At 62.5% G+C, this 17,217-nt stretch carries 15 protein-coding genes and 2 pseudogenes; 9 read left to right on the forward strand and 8 right to left on the reverse strand.

The annotated features are described in order from the left end of the window. On the forward strand, positions 1-934 hold a 934-nt coding region (locus YH3_RS03050; RefSeq protein ID WP_064442970.1), incomplete at its 5' end, for an alpha/beta hydrolase. 13 nt (positions 935-947) lie between these two features. Here YH3_RS03050 and YH3_RS03055 read toward each other — a convergent pair. Continuing rightward, positions 948-1,556, reverse strand: a complete 609-nt coding sequence (locus YH3_RS03055) for a TetR/AcrR family transcriptional regulator (RefSeq protein WP_158170230.1) — start codon at positions 1,554-1,556, stop codon at positions 948-950. Between the two features lie 209 nt (positions 1,557-1,765). Between YH3_RS03055 and YH3_RS03060 the strand changes: the two genes are divergently transcribed. The 5 genes and pseudogenes from YH3_RS03060 to YH3_RS36535 all read left to right on the forward strand — a co-directional run bounded on the left by YH3_RS03060 (position 1,766) and on the right by YH3_RS36535 (position 6,320). Continuing rightward, positions 1,766-2,557, forward strand: coding sequence for a cyclase family protein (locus YH3_RS03060; protein WP_064442971.1), 792 nt, complete (start codon positions 1,766-1,768; stop codon positions 2,555-2,557). A 53-nt stretch (positions 2,558-2,610) separates the two neighbouring features. Then, positions 2,611-3,543 carry a fumarylacetoacetate hydrolase family protein gene (locus YH3_RS03065; RefSeq protein WP_030535808.1) on the forward strand — a complete coding sequence of 311 codons (933 nt, stop codon included), beginning with the start codon at positions 2,611-2,613 and terminating at the stop codon, positions 3,541-3,543. After that, positions 3,540-4,778: a thiolase family protein gene (locus YH3_RS03070; protein WP_030535807.1), complete on the forward strand. Its 1,239-nt coding sequence runs from the start codon at positions 3,540-3,542 to the stop codon at positions 4,776-4,778. Before YH3_RS03065 ends, YH3_RS03070 begins: the two co-directional genes overlap by 4 nt. A gap of 26 nt (positions 4,779-4,804) precedes the next feature. Next, positions 4,805-5,848 (forward strand): annotated as a pseudogene (locus tag YH3_RS03075) (AMP-binding protein); the annotation flags it as partial. A gap of 94 nt (positions 5,849-5,942) precedes the next feature. Then, positions 5,943-6,320 (forward strand): hypothetical protein, encoded by a 378-nt coding sequence (locus YH3_RS36535; RefSeq protein ID WP_238592582.1) that lies wholly within the window; start codon positions 5,943-5,945, stop codon positions 6,318-6,320. On the opposite strand, the gene YH3_RS03080 is transcribed toward YH3_RS36535, so the two are convergent. From YH3_RS03080 to rfbA, 4 genes are read right to left on the reverse strand one after another with little or no spacing between them, the layout of a single operon-like run. After that, positions 6,309-7,169, reverse strand: coding sequence for a RimK family alpha-L-glutamate ligase (locus tag YH3_RS03080; RefSeq protein WP_064442972.1), 861 nt, complete (start codon positions 7,167-7,169; stop codon positions 6,309-6,311). The genes YH3_RS36535 and YH3_RS03080 overlap by 12 nt on opposite strands. 34 nt (positions 7,170-7,203) lie before the next feature. Then, positions 7,204-8,295: a S1C family serine protease gene (locus YH3_RS03085; RefSeq protein ID WP_003943984.1), complete on the reverse strand. Its 1,092-nt coding sequence runs from the start codon at positions 8,293-8,295 to the stop codon at positions 7,204-7,206. 51 nt (positions 8,296-8,346) lie between these two features. Then, entirely contained in the window at positions 8,347-8,952 is a 606-nt protein-coding gene (locus tag YH3_RS03090; RefSeq protein ID WP_042921219.1) for a dTDP-4-dehydrorhamnose 3,5-epimerase family protein, read from the reverse strand. 1 nt (position 8,953) lies between these two features. Continuing rightward, a complete protein-coding gene (gene rfbA / locus YH3_RS03095) occupies positions 8,954-9,829 on the reverse strand; it encodes a glucose-1-phosphate thymidylyltransferase RfbA (RefSeq protein WP_003943968.1) in 876 nt (291 codons plus the stop codon). 96 nt (positions 9,830-9,925) lie between these two features. Between rfbA and rfbB the strand changes: the two genes are divergently transcribed. Continuing rightward, positions 9,926-10,927, forward strand: a complete 1,002-nt coding sequence (gene rfbB, locus YH3_RS03100; RefSeq protein ID WP_064442973.1) for a dTDP-glucose 4,6-dehydratase — start codon at positions 9,926-9,928, stop codon at positions 10,925-10,927. Positions 10,928-10,934: 7 nt separating this feature from the next. Here the strand turns inward: rfbB and YH3_RS03105 are convergent, their stop codons facing one another. Then, on the reverse strand, positions 10,935-11,954 hold the full coding sequence (locus YH3_RS03105) for a lysylphosphatidylglycerol synthase transmembrane domain-containing protein (protein WP_058038039.1): 1,020 nt from the start codon (positions 11,952-11,954) through the stop codon (positions 10,935-10,937). Between the two features lie 58 nt (positions 11,955-12,012). Then, complete coding sequence (locus tag YH3_RS03110; protein WP_058038038.1) at positions 12,013-12,729, reverse strand: DapH/DapD/GlmU-related protein; 717 nt, start codon at positions 12,727-12,729, stop codon at positions 12,013-12,015. Positions 12,730-12,839: 110 nt separating this feature from the next. Between YH3_RS03110 and YH3_RS37105 the strand changes: the two are divergent. Further along, positions 12,840-13,939, forward strand: a pseudogene (locus tag YH3_RS37105) (DegT/DnrJ/EryC1/StrS family aminotransferase). Between the two features lie 3 nt (positions 13,940-13,942). After that, positions 13,943-14,923, forward strand: coding sequence for a Gfo/Idh/MocA family protein (locus tag YH3_RS03120; RefSeq protein ID WP_063315249.1), 981 nt, complete (start codon positions 13,943-13,945; stop codon positions 14,921-14,923). Here YH3_RS03120 and YH3_RS03125 read toward each other — a convergent pair. Then, positions 14,878-17,088, reverse strand: coding sequence for a hypothetical protein (locus tag YH3_RS03125; protein ID WP_064442974.1), 2,211 nt, complete (start codon positions 17,086-17,088; stop codon positions 14,878-14,880). The genes YH3_RS03120 and YH3_RS03125 overlap by 46 nt on opposite strands. Between the last annotated feature and the right edge of the window lie 129 nt (positions 17,089-17,217).

Below are 17,217 nucleotides of genomic sequence, written 5' to 3' on the forward strand. Positions count from 1 at the left end.
GCCGAGTATCGAATCGCAGGTCCTCTACAACGCGTGCCGATGGATGCTTCGGCCCGTGGTCGGGATCGCGCCGCTGACGCCTGGCGCCATGCGCCGCGCCGCAGTGCTGGACTCGGCCGCGGGTGTACGCATTCCGTCCGGGATCGATCGGGAAGCGATTCGCTTTCCAGGTTTCGACGGTGAACTCGTGCGGACGGCAGGCTCGACGGCTGATCTGCGCGACGGTGTTGTTCTCTACCTGCACGGCGGCGGGTTCATGTGCTGCGGGCTCAACACGCATCGGCCGGTCGTTGCAAGCATCGCCAAGCGAACCGGCCTTCCGGTCCTGCACATCGCATATCGACAGTTGCCGAGCACGAGCATCAGCGGGTCCGTCGACGACTGTCTCGATGCATACCGGTGGCTCCTCGAACAGGGAGCCTTGCCGGAAAAGGTTGTCTTCGTTGGTGATTCGGCCGGAGGTTTCCTGGTCTTCGCGACGGCGCTTGCAGCAGTTTCCGCGGGGCTCGAGGTTCCGGCCGGCCTGGTCGGGCTCTCACCGCTCCTCGATCTCGATTGCACCACCAAATCAGTCCACGCCAACGCTCGACGCGACGTCATCGCCCCGGTGTCGGCATTGATGGCGATCGGAAAGCTTGGCGGACAGACGAACTCACCCGTCGACGGCGATCTGGCCGCTCTGCCGCCGTCGTTGCTGATCGCCGCCGAATCCGAGGTGCTCAGAGTCGATTCGGAGGTGATGGCGCAACGGCTCGCCGCCGCGGGGGTGCCGTGCTCGCTGCAGATCTGGAACGGCCAGGTTCACGCGTTTCCCGCCGTCTGGCCTGGCCTGCCGGAGAGCCGGGCAGCGCTACGTGACGTTGCCAGGTTCATTCGCACCAGGCTGGATGCGGTCCCGCCCCAGGTCGCGGGCGAAAGTTGTTCGGGAAGTTGAACTTCCGGTCCGGTTAGGGATTCTCGTGTCCTGACGTTGTGGTAGGTGCCATCGCGCGGGCATAGATCGATTCGAGCTCGGTTACTGCTGAACGTCGATCGACGTTGTCGGGATCGAGGCGATGTTGGAGGTTGATCCCGAGAGTGCCGGCCAGAAGGGTGACGGCAACCAACTCCGGATTGGTGACCGGGGTGTCGATCGAACGCAGGTAGTCCGCGTACAGCGTTCGCATTGCGACGTACTGCTCTGCGTAGGTCTCGCGGATGGTGGACCCGGGAATCACGGCTTCGATCAAGATGGTCGAGAAAATTCGTGCCTCGGGGTATGACATCAGTACGAAGTTGGCTTCGATCAATGCTTCGATTCCAGTCGCCGAGGATGATGCCAACTCTGCGCGTAGCTTTTCCATGCCCCACCGGAATGCGTCCTCGACGACGGCTCGTAGAAGCCCGTCCTTCGATCCGAAGTGCCAGGCCACGGACCCTCTGCTGATACCGGATCTTTCTGCCACGGCTTGTACGGACATCGCGGTCGACCCGCCTTCGGCAGCCAGTTCGGCCGCGGCTTTCACCAGTCGCCGTCTGGTTTCCTCGGAAATCTCCTGCTTGCGTGTCGACGCCATTCGGTGTTCCTGCCTTCTTTCGTTCTCGAGTGCAGCCAATTCCGGCACGCGGTGACGTCGACGCGCCCGTCGGGGCCGAGACCTGCGCACCGCACTCATGCTACGAGGCCGGCCATCGGCCGGCCGTATTCCTCTCGCGACACCCTCTTGCCTATGTTCATCGTCCAGTTCTATGCTGAGCGTCCAATAACTTAACGGAATGGGCGGACATGGAACTCATCGATCTGACTAGAACTCTCGATCCGGCCGATCGGGAATTGCTCCCCGAGGGTTTGAAGGCACTGGCTTCCGTCGTTGCCCCCTCGGTGACCTACTCGCACCCCGCAGGTGCCGGACGCGACGAGTTCGCGGCAGCACTGCAGTGCGGAGTTCATGATCTTCCGGACGGTGAGGGGTGGGGATCGGAGATGTTGAGTGAGTTCAACAGCCATCTGGGCACACACGTCGACGCGCCGTTGCACTACGGATCAACCTCGGAGGGTAAGCCTTCTCGCACGATCACAGACATCGCGTTGGATGAATTGTTCTGCGAGACAGTGGTGCTCGACCTGCGCGGCCGGTGCGAGGCGAATCAGCCGATCTCGGTGGACGCGCTGAAAGCTGCCCTGGCGGAAAACGGTGCGTCCGTTCCCCAGGGTGGTGCCGTGTTGCTCCGTACCGGACAAGAGAGCTTCACCTTGGCTGATCCAGGGTTCTTTCAGTATCCAGGGATGAGTCGCGAAGGCACGCTGTTTCTCGCCGAGCAAGGCGCGAAGGTGCTGGGCACCGACGCTGCCGGCTGGGACTTGAGCTTTGCAGTCATGGCGCAGAAATTTCGTGACACCGTGGACAACTCGGTTCTCTGGGACGGGCACCGGGCCGGACGCGAACGTGAAGTATTCATCGTTCAGCAACTGGCGAACCTCGCCGCGCTTCCGCCCTCGGGATTTCACGTGGCGTTTTTCCCGATCAAGCTTGCGCGAGCCAGCGCTGCCCCGGCTCGTGTGGTCGCGTTCGTCTGAGCAAAATTCCTGCCTCACCTAACGAACAATTCAGTGAAAGGTATTGACTCACAGTGAAACTTGCGACCGTCGAATACGAAAAGACTCAGCAGACGGCTCTGGTGACGGGCAGCGGCGAGCAACTGTTGTTACTCGAGCGAGCTCATCATGATGTGACGGGAAAACCGGCTCCAGAACTGGAAACCATGCAAACCATCATCGAAGGTGGTCCGGCGGCACGGGAGACCCTGGATCGGCTCGCAGACGAGCCGCCGGCAAGTGCAATCGTCGACGCAGGTGATGTGCGCTGGATGTCGCCGCTTCCTCAGCCGGTCCAGATCCGAGACTTCGGCTGCTTCATGGATCACTTCCGCAACGCTCGCGCCCGAATTCAAGGGGTCGCACTCGAGGACGTCGAACTGCCGAAGATCCAGTTGGAGCGCCCGCTGTATTACATAGCGAACCGATTGGCGGTGACCGGACACAAATCTGACGTCGTGTGGCCCGAGTACTCGAGCCTGCGCGATTACGAACTCGAATTCGCCTGTGTGCTGGGGCGCGGTGGAACCGACATCTCACGCGCGGATGCCCCTGCGCATATCTTCGGTTACACCATCTTCAACGATTTCAGCGCCCGCGATACTCAGCTCGAGGAGATCTCCACCGGACTCGGTCTCAGTAAGAGCAAGGACTTTTCGAACGCGAATGTCCTCGGGCCCTGGATCGTGACGGCCGACGAAGTCGGTGACCCCTACCAACTCGAGATGACCGCGAGAATCAACGGAGACGAGGTGAGCCGAGGAACCAGCGCCGACATGGACCATCGTTTCGAGGACGTGATTTCGTTCGCTTCGACTTCCACGCGGCTGTACCCGGGTGAAGTCTTCTGTTCCGGCACCGTGCCGAGTGGATGCGGCTTGGAGCACGGGCGGTTCCTGGAACCGGGAGACGTAGTCGAACTCGAGGTCACCGGCCTCGGTGTATTGAGGAATCGAGTGGTGGCGTGAGCGGCGAAGTCATGGTTCTCGGTGTCGGCGCGACTCTCTTCGGGCGGCACGCGGATACCGCGGCCTCGGAATTGGCGGGGCGTGCGGCGATCGATGCCGTCGAAGACGCGGGCCTGACCCGCGGTGACGTCGGTGCGGTCTTCTACGCGACAGTCAGCCAGAAGGCGATCGACCGGCAGCACATGATCCCAGGCCAGATTGCCTTGAGGCCATACGGTTTCGGGGGAGTCCCGGTCGTCAATGTCGAAAATGCCTGCGCCGGCGGCGCGACTGCACTCTGGCTGGCGATCGCCCACGTTCGCGCCGGTCTGTCCGAGGTCGCGTTGGCGGTCGGGGTGGACAAGCTGGTGTGCTCGGATCCGGCTCGAAGTCTGGAGGTGTTCGACGGTGCACTCGACGTTGCGCATCGCGACGAGACGCTCGCGGGCCTTGCTTCGCTGTCCGCTCCGCTGCCGGATGCACTCGGATCGCAGGGTGAGCGGTCGGTGTTCATGGAGATCTACGCTTCTCTTGCCCGGGCGCACATGGAGAGATTCGGAACCACCGAGTTCGAGCTCGCGTCCGTAGCAGCCAAAAATCATGCGCATTCCGTGCACAATCCGCGGTCGCACTTTCGCAAACTCTTCAGCGTCGAAGAGGTGCTTGCCGCAAGGCGAGTCGCGTGGCCTCTGACAGTTCCGATGTGCTCGCCCGTCAGTGACGGTGCAGCGGCGGTCATTGTGACCAGTGCGGACTTTGCTCGAAGGCACGATTCCTCTCGGCGGGCGGCGCAGGTACTCGGTTGCAGCTTGGTGTCAGGCACGGATCGGACCGCAGATGACGTGGAGAGTCACATCGGTCGCCGTGCAGCAATGAGCGCATACGAGGAAGCCGGAGTCGGGCCAGGCGATGTGGATGTGGCAGAGGTCCACGACGCCACGGCCTTCGGTGAAGTGCAGCAGGTCGAGAATCTGGGGTTCTGCCCGATCGGTGAGGGCGGCGCGTGGTCGGCGTCCGGTGCGAGTTCGTTGGGAGGCGTGCGTCCGGTCAATCCGTCAGGTGGGCTCGAGTCCCGTGGTCATCCGGTCTCGGCAACGGGACTGGCGCAGGTCTTCGAACTTGTCACGCAGTTGCGTGGACAAGCAGGGCGGCGACAAGTTCCGGGTGCTCGAATCGCGGTCGCAGAGAACGGCGGAGGTCTCTACGGCATCGAGGAAGCCGTCGCCGCGGTCACGATCTTGGGAGGGCCACGATGAACGCGGACATCATGAACGATGAACCGATGGCGCCAGGCTTGCAGGTGCAAGCGGGATATGCGGATCTGATTCTGTCGGCGCTGCGACGCCGACCAGACCACATCGCGTTTCGATTCACGGATCGGAACGGTGATCGGGCCGAGCTGACATATTGGCAGACTGCGGAACAGATCGAGCGGATTGCAGGTGTCCTCAGTAGCTTCGCTCTGCCGGACGGAGCCGGGGTCGCCCTGCTTGCGGGGCCGTGTCCTGAAGCATTCACGGTCATGGCCGCGGCGTGTCTGGCGGGCGTGCGCTACACGGCACTCCATCCGCTCGCGACCGAAGAGAACGACAGGATGGTGCTGAAAGACAGTGGTACCGATCTCCTGTTGGTTGCCGACGGACAGTTCCAGGTACGCGCCGAAGCGGCACAGACTCGAGTGATGTCACTGTCAGCCCTCGAATCAGCGTGTGAATTGGGTACGGCGGGAATAGGTTCAGGCTTAGGCGGTCAGGGTCGAGCTTTGTATCTCTTCTACACCGGTGGAACCACCGGTGAGCCGAAAGGCGTCATGCTCAGGGACCGATCCTTGGTCGCCAATGCCTGGGCCTGCACCACGTGGGAGTGGCCGGCTGAAACCACCATGCTGCTCACTACGCCGATGTCTCATGCTGCCGGTCTGCTCGTCGCACCCGGTCTGCTGCGAGGTGCAAGCTTCGAGTTGCACAGGTCGTTCGACCCGGACAGAGTTGTCGACGCCATCGAAAATGGCGGAGTCACAGCTACATTCGTGGTTCCCACGATGCTCTATGCCTTACTCGACCATCCACGCCTGTCGGATGCGAATCTGTCTGGGCTGAACTGGATGCTTTACGGTGCTGCACCCATCGACCCCACCAGGCTCGAGCAGGCAGGGGCGGTGTTCGGGCCGATCCTGAGCCAGCATTACGGTCAGGCCGAAGCCCCGAATGCGTTGACGGTACTCGATACACGTGAGCACACGGACGATCCCGCAGTTTTGGGGAGTTGTGGGCGCGCGATGCCAGGTGTCGAAGTGGTGTTGCTTGACGAGCAGGGAAACGAGACGGCGACGGGCGTACCCGGCGAGCTTTGTGTGCGAGGTCCGCTCGTGATGGACGGCTATTGGAACAAACCTGAACAAACCGCTGCAGCGCTCGCGAATGGGTGGTTGCACACCGGCGACGTTGCTCGAATCGACGAAAGTGGGCTCATCTCGATCGTCGACCGCATCAAAGACACGATCATCAGTGGTGGATTCAACGTCTACCCGCGCGAAGTCGAGGACTCACTCGGACATCATCCCGCGGTGGCAGCATGTGCGGTATTCGGTCCCCGATTCTCAATGGGGAGAAGCTGTTACCGCCGCAGTCGTACTGAAGACGGGATGGTCGGTCACACCCGATCAACTCATCGCGCACGTGAGATCGCACAAGGGTCCGATCTGGGCGCCCAAGGAGATTTCGATTCTGGAAGCGCTGCCGCTCACTGCTTTGGGGAAGATCGACAAGAAGGCACTCCGTGGCGCGTCACCGACCTAGTGACGCGACAACTGCCCGTGCGAGGGCGTCGGCAGATCCAGGGGCGAATGGCAGAAAGAGTTCTGGCTCGATCAATTCCACTTCCATGAGCAGTGGTTGATCCACCGGGCCCACGACGTCCACACGTGCATAAAGCAATTCGCCGGGGCCGCATGGGGTCGCGGCCAGTGCCGCGTTGGCCACCGCGAGTTCGGCGGCGGACGGTTCGTGGAGGTGGTTGGTTCCGCCGTGAAATTCCTGCACGCGGAAGTCGTTGGCGGCCGGGATCTTCCGGACAGCGTGCGAGTAGCGTCCGCCGATGTGGATGATCGAGCGCTCGCCGTCGACGACGTCCGAGACGAATGGCTGGACCAACGCGTCGTTGCCACTCTCGAGGATCGAGCTGAGGTGAGCGTGGGCCTGCGCGGACCCCGAGGCAAACTTTCCCACTCCGACAGCGCCGGCGGACACTGCCGGCTTGACGATGACGTCGGCACCCTCGAACGAAGGGAGGGTGAGTGTTTCGCTCTGTCCGGCAGCGATCACAGCGGTTGGGACGATAGGTACGCCGGCCGCGGCAAGTTCGGTGAGGTATCCCTTGTGTGCGTTCCACTTCACGATCGAGAGTGGATTGGCGATCGGAGCGGTCAGCTGATCGAGAACGGCAAGAAATTCGTCGAGGCGCTGGGTGTAGTCCCAGGTCGAGCGGATCAGAACCAGGTCGGCGTCGATATCGAGGAGGGACGGGCTCGACCACGGCGCCATCGTCGACGCGATGCCGTAGGAGGTGAGAGCTTCCATGACGAGTTTGCTTTCGACATCCGCCTCGCGGGCGGCGCCGTCACAGGTGAGCAGGAGAACCGTGGTCATGCCACGATGCTTTCACGGCTGGCGCCCTGTACGACTAGCGAGGTGGCCCCTCGTCGAGGACCAGCGAACCGGTCCCGGGTTGCCCGGTTGCGTCCACCCACGTCACCGCGACGGTGTCGCCGGGGCGGCGCGAGCTCATCGCCGCGTTGAGATCAGCGGACGACGCGATCCGGCTGCCACCGAACTCGGTGATGACCGCACCTTTGGTCAGCCCCACCCGCTCGGCCGGCGAATCGAAGCTCACGGCAACAACTTCGGCGCCGGCCGGCATGTCCGCGTGATCCTTCACCGCGACACCGAGTACGGGTGTCGGTCCCACACGCACGGTCTCGGAGGAGCGGCCACCGAGTACCTGCTCGACGATCGGTAGTGCGGTGTCGATCGGTATCGCGTAGGACTGAGGCGCCGGTGAGGTTTCGGTGCGGTCGGTGACGGCGTTGCCCGCGCTGCTGACGCCGATCAGCTCGCCAACGGCGTTGACCAGGGGGCCACCGGAATCGCCAGGCCGGATGTCCGCGTCGACCTCGATGAGGCCCTTCAACTGGTTTCGCGATCCGTCGGACACGTTGCGGGTGTTGACGGTGACACCGAGGTTGGTGATGACGCCGGGAGCAGGGACGGGTACTCCGCCGCCTTCCGCATTTCCGATTGCGGTGACGGAGTCCCCGCGAGCGGCTTCTGCTGATTTGCCGACCACAGCCACCGGCAGATCGTCAGCGCCCGCGAGTCGAAGGACGGCAAGATCGCTGACGCTGTCGTACCCGAGGATCTCGGCGTCGTAGATCAGCCCGTTGGACATGCTGACGGCAGTGACGTCCGAAGCTCCGCTGATGACGTGGTGATTCGTGAGCACCACTCCGTCAGGGGAGAGCACGATCCCGGTCCCAGCAGTGGTGGTGAATCCGGCCGGCGCCGTGATGGTGACGATGGTGGGGACCACCCGGGCCGAGAGCTCCTCCGGCGTGAGTGGAACAACCGGCGCGGGTGGGGTGGTCGTGATGACGGTGACCGGTGCGGACTCGATCGTTCCCGGAGTCAGGGGCGGCGCGACCAGCGCGAGACCACCGAGGCCGGCTGCGAGAACGACGGCCGTCCACAGGCCGCGTCTGCTCGCACGTTTGGTCATCCAGCCGTCCGTCCCGCCGGTGTCATGCCATCGAGTCGTGAAAGGTGAAGATTACCGATTCGGCGAATCTTCGGCCACAAAACCGGGCAACATGCCGTCCGCGCGGAGCGTTGCCAGGGACGGCGCGGCAGCGTCCTTTGCGGAGAGCTCGTAGGTCAGAGGGTTGCCCTTACGGTCTGTTCTCGGCCATTCGATCGCGAGTTCCGGATCGAAGGGATCGAGGTCGCGGTCCAGGTGGGGCGAGTATTCGATGCTGCACAGGTACATCACTGTCGATCCGTCTTCGAGTGAAAGGATCGCGTGGCCGAGGCCTTCCTCCAGGAACACCGCTCGTCGATCGACGTCGTCGATCACCACCGCATCCCACTCGCCGAAGGTCGGTGATCCGACGCGCAGGTCTACGACAACGTCGAGGAAGGCACCTTTCACGCAGGTGATGTACTTCGCCTGTCCGGGCGGATTGTCGGTGAAGTGGATCCCGCGGAGGCTACCGGCTTCGGAAACCGAGCAGTTGGCCTGCGCGAGGTCGAGAGTGCGGCCGGTCGCGGCGGTGAAGGCGGAGCTTTTGAACCATTCGAGAAAGACACCGCGGTTGTCGCCGAACTGCTTCGGTGTAATTTCCCAAGCTCCGGCGATCTTCAGTGGACGGATTTCCACGTCACCATTCCTTGCCGTGCTCGAGCAGCTCGAGTAGGTAGTTGCCGTACCCGGATTTTCCCAATGCTTCTGCCTGAGTGCGTAATTGGTCGGAGCTGATGAATCCTTGACGCCACGCAACCTCTTCAGGGGAACCGATCTTGAGGCCTTGGCGGTGTTCGATGGTCCGCACGTAGTTCGCTGCCTCGAGCAGGGAATCGGGTGTGCCGGTGTCGAGCCACGCGGTTCCGCGGGGGAGGACATCGACAGAAAGTTTGCCAGCTTCGAGATAGTGCTGATTGATGTCGCTGATTTCGTATTCGCCACGCGCAGAGGGCTTCAGAGTGCGTGCGATGTCCACGACGTCGCTGTCGTAGAAATAGAGGCCGGGGACTGCGTAATTGGATTTCGGCGACGTCGGCTTTTCCTCGATGGACACGGCGCGACCCGAGTCGTCGAATTCGACGACGCCGTAGGCGGTCGGATTCGAGACCCAGTAAGCGAATACGGCTCCGCCGTCGATGTCGGAGAAACGCCTGAGTTGGGTTCCGAGGCCGGGGCCGTAGAAGATGTTGTCGCCGAGGACGAGCGCCACGGAGTCGGATCCGATGTGCTCTGCGCCGAGGGTGAATGCCGTTGCGAGGCCGTTCGGTTCGTGTTGCACTGCATAGGTGAGGTTGACGCCGAATTGTGAGCCGTCGCCGAGAACCCGGCGGAATTGTTCGGCGTCGTGTGGGGTCGTGATGATCAAGATGTCGCGAATGTCGGCGAGCATGAGAGTGGAGAGCGGGTAGTAGATCATCGGCTTGTCGTAGACAGGCAAGAGTTGCTTGCTCACTCCGAGGGTGATCGGGTGCAACCGCGACCCGGTGCCACCGGCCAGAATGATTCCGCGCATGCGTGCAGTGTCCTGCACTCCTGCCTGCCGACGCAAACGGACATGACACGCCCGGCCGCTAAAGTGGGGTTCGTCCGATGAGCCTGAGGAGATGACGTGCGACTACTGGTCACCGGGGGTGCCGGCTTCATCGGTGCCAATTTCGTTCATCAGACGGTGGCGACGCGTCCCGACGTGGAAGTCACGGTTCTCGACGCTCTGACCTACGCCGGAAATCGCCAGTCCCTGGCGTCCGTCGAGGACCGGATCACGTTTGTCCACGGCGACGTGGCCGACGAGCCGCTGGTCGACGATCTTGTCTCGCGCTCCGACGCAGTCGTGCACTTCGCGGCCGAAAGCCACAACGACAATTCCCTCGCCGACCCCGAACCGTTTTTGCGCACCAACGTCATGGGAACCTTCTCGCTCCTGCAGGCTGTGCGTTCGCACGGGGTCCGTTATCACCACATTTCGACCGACGAGGTGTACGGCGACCTCGAACTGGATGATCCGGCGAAGTTCACGGAGACGACACCGTACAACCCGTCGAGCCCGTATTCCGCGTCCAAGGCGTCGAGTGATCTGTTCGTGCGCGCCTGGGTGCGCTCGTTCGGGATCGCGGCGACCATCTCGAACTGCTCCAACAATTACGGCCCGTACCAGCATGTGGAGAAGTTCATCCCACGCCAGATCACCAATCTGCTCGACGGAGTGCGTCCACGGTTGTACGGGGAAGGCCGCAACGTCCGCGACTGGATTCACGTCGAGGACCACAACCGCGCCGTCTGGGACATTCTGGACCGCGGAAAGTCCGGCGAGACTTATCTGATCGGCGCCGACGGTGAAACCGCCAACCGGACGGTGATTGCGGCTCTGCTCGAAATTTTCGGACGCAAGCCGGACGATTTCGACTTCGTCACCGACCGCCCTGGTCACGATCTGCGGTATGCGATCGATTCGACGCGACTGCAGCAGGAGCTCGGGTGGAAGCCGCAGTACCGCGATTTTCGAAGCGGACTGGAAGCCACCGTCGAGTGGTATCGCGACAACGAGCAGTGGTGGCGTCCGCAGAAGGCCGGCGTCGAGACGCAGTATTCCGCGTCCGAGAAAGTGGTCTGACCGAACGTCAGGCTTTGGTGGGGTCCGGCACCCGCGAGCGCTCGTGCACGAGTGCATTGCGCAGGCCTCGTGATCCCGACAGTGCAGCCACGACGCCGGCAAAGACCTCACAGAGGGTGAACAGCAGCCTCGACGCCAGTGCGAGGCCGAGCGCGACGCCGGCATCCATGAACGGTGAAAGCGCTGCGACGATGACGGCTTCGCGGACACCGATTCCGGACGGGACGACAAAGACGAGGACCCCCGCGCACATACCGAGGGCGAGAGCGCCGATGCACTGGACGAGCCCACGGATTTCGAAGCCGGCCGAACTGGACGCGAGCAGCCACAACTGGATGCCGTAGAGCACCCAGCTTGCTGCGCACCAGCCCAACGCGAGCGCAATCTTGTGCATCGTGAGCGGCTTGTGCAGCGGCGTGCGGCGGAGCAGTTTCAGCGCGAGGTTCACCAGGCGTGTGAGCACCGGCGGGTAGGCGCAGACCAATGCGATCGGTACGAGGATGATCACGCCGACCGCTGCCGCCGTGCTGACCTCGAACAGGGCAGGTAGACCGAAGAGGCCGACGACCAGCGCCGAAGTTGTGCTCAACCCCACCGTGACCAGCACTGCGACAAAGCCTGCGGCACGGGACACACCGGCGCGCCTCACGAGTTCCGTTTGCAGAACGAAGGCCCAGACACTGCCGGGAAGGTACTTGCCGAGTTGGCCGACCAGATAAGCGCGAGCGGCGTCGAAGGCCGGAATCGGTTGTTCGAGGGCGCCGAGTGCGTGTTGCCAGGCCCGCACTGCGGCACCCATACCGAGGAAGATGAACACCGACGAGGCGGCAAGCGTCCACCAGTTCAGCTCGGTGATCGTGTTCTTGACCTCGGACCATTGGGACTTCACCGCGAAGATGATCGCGACGACGATCGCGAGGGTGACGAGGACCTTGAATCCGTTGACGAGAAGGCCGCGTAGAGCGTTCGGCTCTGCGGCCGGTTCGACGTCTTCGACCGGTTGTTCAGATTCGGGAGAGGTACTCACGCGCCTGCATCCCGCCCGTTCGTCATTTCGCAGACGATACCAACCAGGATTTGTCTCGCTAAACCACGAGCGGTTTGTCGGCGCGTTCCCGCCACCAGGTGAAGGCCTCCGACAGCGAGTCCGGAATGGCCGGTGACGTGCCGAAGCTTCCCGCGGCGTACACGGCTTCGATCGCGGCGATGTCCTCCTCCGCGATTCCCGACCGACTCATTCCGACCCGGTTGACACCGTGCAACGACACCGGGTTGCCGAAGGCCTTGGAGAAGGGCGGGACGTCCTTGACCACGACGGTTCCCATGCCGATCATGGATCCGGAGCCGACGACGCGTCGTTGGTGCGCGACAGTGTGCATGCCCAGGTTGACGCCGTCTCCGACGCTGACGTGCCCGGCAAGCGTCGTACCGGAGGACACGACGCAGCGGTCACCGATCTGCACGTCGTGCTCGATTCCCACTCTGTTCATCACGAAGCAGTCTTCGCCGATTTCGGTGCGGCGTTCGCTTCCCTGATGGACTGTGCTCAATTCGCGAATCGTCGTTCGAGCACCGATTCGAATTCCCAGACCGGCGCTGACGGACCAGGACGTCGGATGTAACGCGCCGAGGATCTCGGGGGGAGCTCCCAAGACCGCTCCCGAGCCGATCCAGCAGTCGTCGCCGATCTCGAGTGGGCCCGTGAGTACCGCGTTCGGTCCGATCGTGACTCCCGCCCCGATCAGTACGTCGGCGCCGATCACGGCGGTCGGATGGATGTGGCAGTCGGCTCGTTCAGACATGCAGGTTCCGGAATCCTCTCGAAGTATCGAATCGTGTTTCGATACGCTTCCTGGGTTGTCGGGGTATTTCGTTCCGACGACGGTCGGATGAATCTATCGGAGGTAACTCAGTGATCGCGATATCCAGTATCTCGTTCGGGGAAGAAGTCGAGCGCGAGGTGCTGGACACTCTGCGATCGGGAATCGTCGCGCAGGGACCCAAGGTGAAGCGGCTCGAGGACGAGTTCGCGGCGCTGGTCGGAACGCGACACGCGGTGGCGGTGAACAACGGCACGACCGCATTGATCGCGGCTCTTCAGGTCCAGGATCTTCAGCCAGGTGACGAGGTTCTGACCACGCCGTTCACGTTCGTGGCCACCCTCAATGCAATTCTCGAGGCAGGCGCGACCGCGAGGTTTGCCGATATCTCCGAGTCCGATTTCAACATCGACCCGGCAGTCGCTGCCGATCGAATCGGTGACCGCACGAAGGTGCTGATGCCGGTTCATCTGTACGGACAGTCGGCGGACATGGGCGCATTGATGCCGCTGGCATCGAAAAACGGTCTGACTGTCGTCGAGGACGCCGCTCAGGCCCACGGAGCGACGTACGACGGGCGAGGCGCCGGCAGTTTCGGTGTGGGTTGCTTCTCGTTCTATGCAACGAAGAACCTCACGACCGCCGAGGGCGGAATGATCACGACCGACGACGACGCGATCGCCGATCGACTTCGGGTCCTGCGCAACCAGGGCATGCGGGCGCGCTACCAGTACGAGATGGTCGGCCAGAACTACCGGATGACTGACCTCCAGGCGAGCTTGGCTCTGCCCCAGATGGCGACGTACATGCAGCAGGTCGAGGCGCGCCGCCGGAATCGGAGGCCTTGCGTGTCGGCCTGAAGGACGTCGAAGGACTGATCCTGCCGAGCGAACTGTCCGGTCGTGGACATGTCTGGCATCAGTTCACCTTGCTGCTGGCCGAAGACGCACCGATCACTCGCGACCAGTTGAGTGAGCGTCTGGCCGCGAAGGACATCGGTAGCGGCATCTATTACCCGAAGGCCGTCTACGACTACGAGTGCTACCGCGAACATCCGCGCGTCGTCATCGACGAGACGCCGGTGGCCACTTCGGTCGCGTCGCGGTGCCTGAGCATCCCCGTCCACGCTGCGTTGTCCGCCGGCGACGTCGATCAGATCGTTGCCGCGGTACGCGGCGCCATGGAGGCCTGAAAAATGACTGCTAGCAAGCCACGTATCGCTCTTGTCGGATCCGGTCAGATGGGCTCGCTGCATGCGCGGGTCATCGCGCAGTCGGCGCTGTGCGAGTTGGATCTGCTGATCGAGCCGCGCGAGGAGCAGGGCAAAGCTGTTGCTGCGCGGTTCGATACGCGTTGGGCCGCCGATTTCGACTCCCTCGACGAGATCGATGCTGTCGTGATCGCTGCTGCTACGCCGGCGCACTACGAGTTGGCCGGGCGGGTTCTCGATCTGGGGAAGCCCGTCCTGGTGGAGAAGCCGTTGGCAGCGACGTACGAGCAGAGCGTCGACCTGGTCGATCGTTCACGCGCGTCCGGTGTTCCCCTGATGTGTGGACTGCTCGAACGGTTCAATCCCGCTGTCCGCACCGCCCGTGAGTTCTCCGGCGATGTGTGGCAGGTGAACGGTATCCGCCACTCGCCGTTCGTTTCCCGCATTCCGACGGGTGTCGCGACGGACCTGCTGATTCACGATATCGACCTTGCCATCGGATTTGCCGGCTCGGAACCCAGTTTGGCAAAAGGGGAGTTCGGCTACTTCCACCCGACGTCCGTGCAGAACCGGTCGGAAGATTGCGCCGACGCCGTATTGCGCTTCGGATCAGGTGCTGTTGCAACGATTTCCGCGAGCCGGATCAGTCAGCGCAAGATTCGCCAGCTGTCGTTGCTCGAGGCCGATCGACTCATCGAGATCGATCTCCTGCGTCGCGACATCACGATCTACCGGCACATCGACGACAACATGCCCACCGATCGGGACGGCTACCAGCAGCAGACGGTCATCGAAATTCCGACGATCCGCTACAGCGAGGAACCGCTTGCCGCGCAGCTGACGCATTTCCTCGGATTGGTGCAGGGCACCGGTGACGCAGACGGTGAGCGAGCGTCGATTCTGCCCGCTCACCGCGCGGTTCACGAGGTGACGGAATCTGCGTTGGCTGCAGCGTTGTCGTCCTGACCGCTGCGTCGGCGTCGGAAGGCCCACGCTCCTTGAGACAGTGCCAGGAGCAATCCGACGCCGGCGACAGTCCAGCCGAAAGTGCTTCCGGGTGGACTGAATTCGATGGTGAGGGCAGATCCGGACGTGGCACTCGGCGGTAGATCGACCTGCAACAACCCGCCGGGGCTGGCCTTCGTCTCGACCGTCTGACCATCTACGGTCGCGCTCCAACCCGGCCAGGCCAGCAGGGCGAATGTGACCGTGCCTGATCCGGTGTATTCGACGGTTTCCCTGGTGTCCGTAGCGGCGGCATCGCCACGCACGTCGAGACCAGGCGTCGTTGCCGATACGCGACCGTCGGGCCACTGATGCTCGGTGGTGCGATGGCCGACCGTGACCACCCGATCCGGCGATACGGTCCACTCGCCCTCCGGTAGGGCGTCGAGGGCGCGTTTTCCGCCGTACGGTCCGGAATTCTGAACGACGACCGTGTCGACTCGCATCGCGTCGAGCCAGGACACACCCGTTCCCGGCGATTCAGCGAGCAGTCGGTCGACGCCGTCCGGACACTGGACACCGCCGTAGTAGTTCAAGCACAGTGCTTGAACGAAATCGTTGTAGCTGATTCCGGCGTAGCTGTTGACGGCATTGACTCCGGCAGGCTGCCAGGCGTTGCCGAACAGGAGGTCACCCCACTGCCCGGTTTCGTTGTCCGGCGGGATGTTGACGGGGTCGGCAATCGCGAAAGTGGTTCCCTGGTAACGGTCCTCGAACTTGGACTCCAGGAATGCCACCTGCCGGGGGAACTTCCACGGTGTCACGTTGTAGTTTCCGGTGAACCAGAAATTGGTCTGAGCACTGAGCACGACGACGATGCCGACAGCGAGTGCACCGGCGAGGTAGCGGGGCTTTCGGTAGGCCACGACCAACGCGAAGACGGTGAGAACCACGGTGATTATCAGTGATGCCGAGTGAATACCGATGTCTTCCGGGACATTCGACCAGGCAAGATAGAACTGAAGTGCCAACAATCCCGCGGTGATGATTGATCTTGTCCGGATTCGATCACGATGCAGTCCGGCAGAGAGGGCGACCGCCGTGACCACGATGGCGGGCAGTTGACCGTACTCGAGCAGTCGCGCGGGCCAACGGAAAAGCCACAGATTCGACGGTCCGAGAAGTAGTACGACGTAAATTCCGCCGAAGACGAACAGCGAGACGCTGTGGCGGCCCAACTTCTTCAGTGACTTCCACTGAATCCACGGTGCGAGCGGTATGAGGAACCAAGCCAGGTACACCAGCGGAATCGTCATGGCAGGCGAAGCGAAAGCGGTGACGTACGGCTGGTTCGACGGGCCGGAGAGGTTGAGCAGGTCACCGAGATCGGGTCGAAGCGAACCGTCGTTCGCGATTCCGGACTGAGTACGCACCGACACACCGGTGGTGAAGAGCAACGGTAGATACACGATCAGCGACATCATGATGATCGCTGCCGCGCTGATCATCAGTGATTTGATGCTGCCTGCGCGTTTGATTGCGATGCATTCCGCTATGACAGCGAGGTAGACGACCGCGACACCGACAGCGCCGTACGGGTTTCCGGTGGTCATCGCAAGATAGCCGAAAACGATCGGTACCAGGGGGTTCACTCGGCCGAGGGCGCTGGCGCGGGTAGACCACCAGACGTGGGGGATCCAGGCGAAGGCGATCAGCCCGGACGCCCAACTGGAGGCGTCGAAATAGAGCGTGTATCCGGCGAACGGCATGGCAAATCCGGCGATGAAAGCCATCGACCGATTGGCGCCGTACTGGCGGGCCACCAGATAAACGCCTACCGCGAGAATCGCCATGAATTGCATCTTGACCAGGGTGATTCCGATTCCCAGGTTCGGAATGAGTGCAATGGCAACCGAATCCAGAAGGATCACGGGATTGTATGTCCCGTAAAGGGCTTCGGCTGTGACATTGCCGCCGGCCCACAATTCGGGAATGAGCGTCGGCCATGACCCGGACAGGATTCGCTGGCCGATCGTGTGCCAACCAGGCGTGAAAGCTGCTGCGCTGTCGTCCCAGTAGTAGAACCACCGATTGGAGATCAGTGGGATGGCGGCGACGATCGACACCAGAGCGGCGAGAAGAATTGGCGGCACCACGCGTTGTGCGAGCGGTAAGTCAGATTTCACGATGTGCTTTCGTCTTCGAGTCGATGGCTGTTGTTCGGAGCCTGGGTCGTGCTCTTTTTCTCGGAGCCTGGGCTGCGCCTTGTTTCTCGGAGCGTAGTATTCCGACGAGTTCGAACTGCAGTCGGGGAA

The organism is Rhodococcus sp. YH3-3, assembly GCF_001653035.1.
GTDB classification, from domain to species: domain Bacteria; phylum Actinomycetota; class Actinomycetes; order Mycobacteriales; family Mycobacteriaceae; genus Rhodococcus_F; species Rhodococcus_F qingshengii.

What these genes read in the sequence shown, in the direction of transcription:
- YH3_RS03055 (WP_158170230.1), bottom strand. Translation starts at nt 1,556, where the DNA reads ATGGCGTCGACACGCAAGCAGGAGATTTCCGAGGAAACCAGACGGCGA.
- YH3_RS03060 (WP_064442971.1), top strand. Translation starts at nt 1,766, where the DNA reads ATGGAACTCATCGATCTGACTAGAACTCTCGATCCGGCCGATCGGGAA.
- YH3_RS36535 (WP_238592582.1), top strand. Translation starts at nt 5,943, where the DNA reads ATGGGTGGTTGCACACCGGCGACGTTGCTCGAATCGACGAAAGTGGGC.
- YH3_RS03080 (WP_064442972.1), bottom strand. Translation starts at nt 7,169, where the DNA reads ATGACCACGGTTCTCCTGCTCACCTGTGACGGCGCCGCCCGCGAGGCG.
- YH3_RS03085 (WP_003943984.1), bottom strand. Translation starts at nt 8,295, where the DNA reads ATGACCAAACGTGCGAGCAGACGCGGCCTGTGGACGGCCGTCGTTCTC.
- rfbA (WP_003943968.1), bottom strand. Translation starts at nt 9,829, where the DNA reads ATGCGCGGAATCATTCTGGCCGGTGGCACCGGGTCGCGGTTGCACCCG.
- YH3_RS03110 (WP_058038038.1), bottom strand. Translation starts at nt 12,729, where the DNA reads ATGTCTGAACGAGCCGACTGCCACATCCATCCGACCGCCGTGATCGGC.
- YH3_RS03120 (WP_063315249.1), top strand. Translation starts at nt 13,943, where the DNA reads ATGACTGCTAGCAAGCCACGTATCGCTCTTGTCGGATCCGGTCAGATG.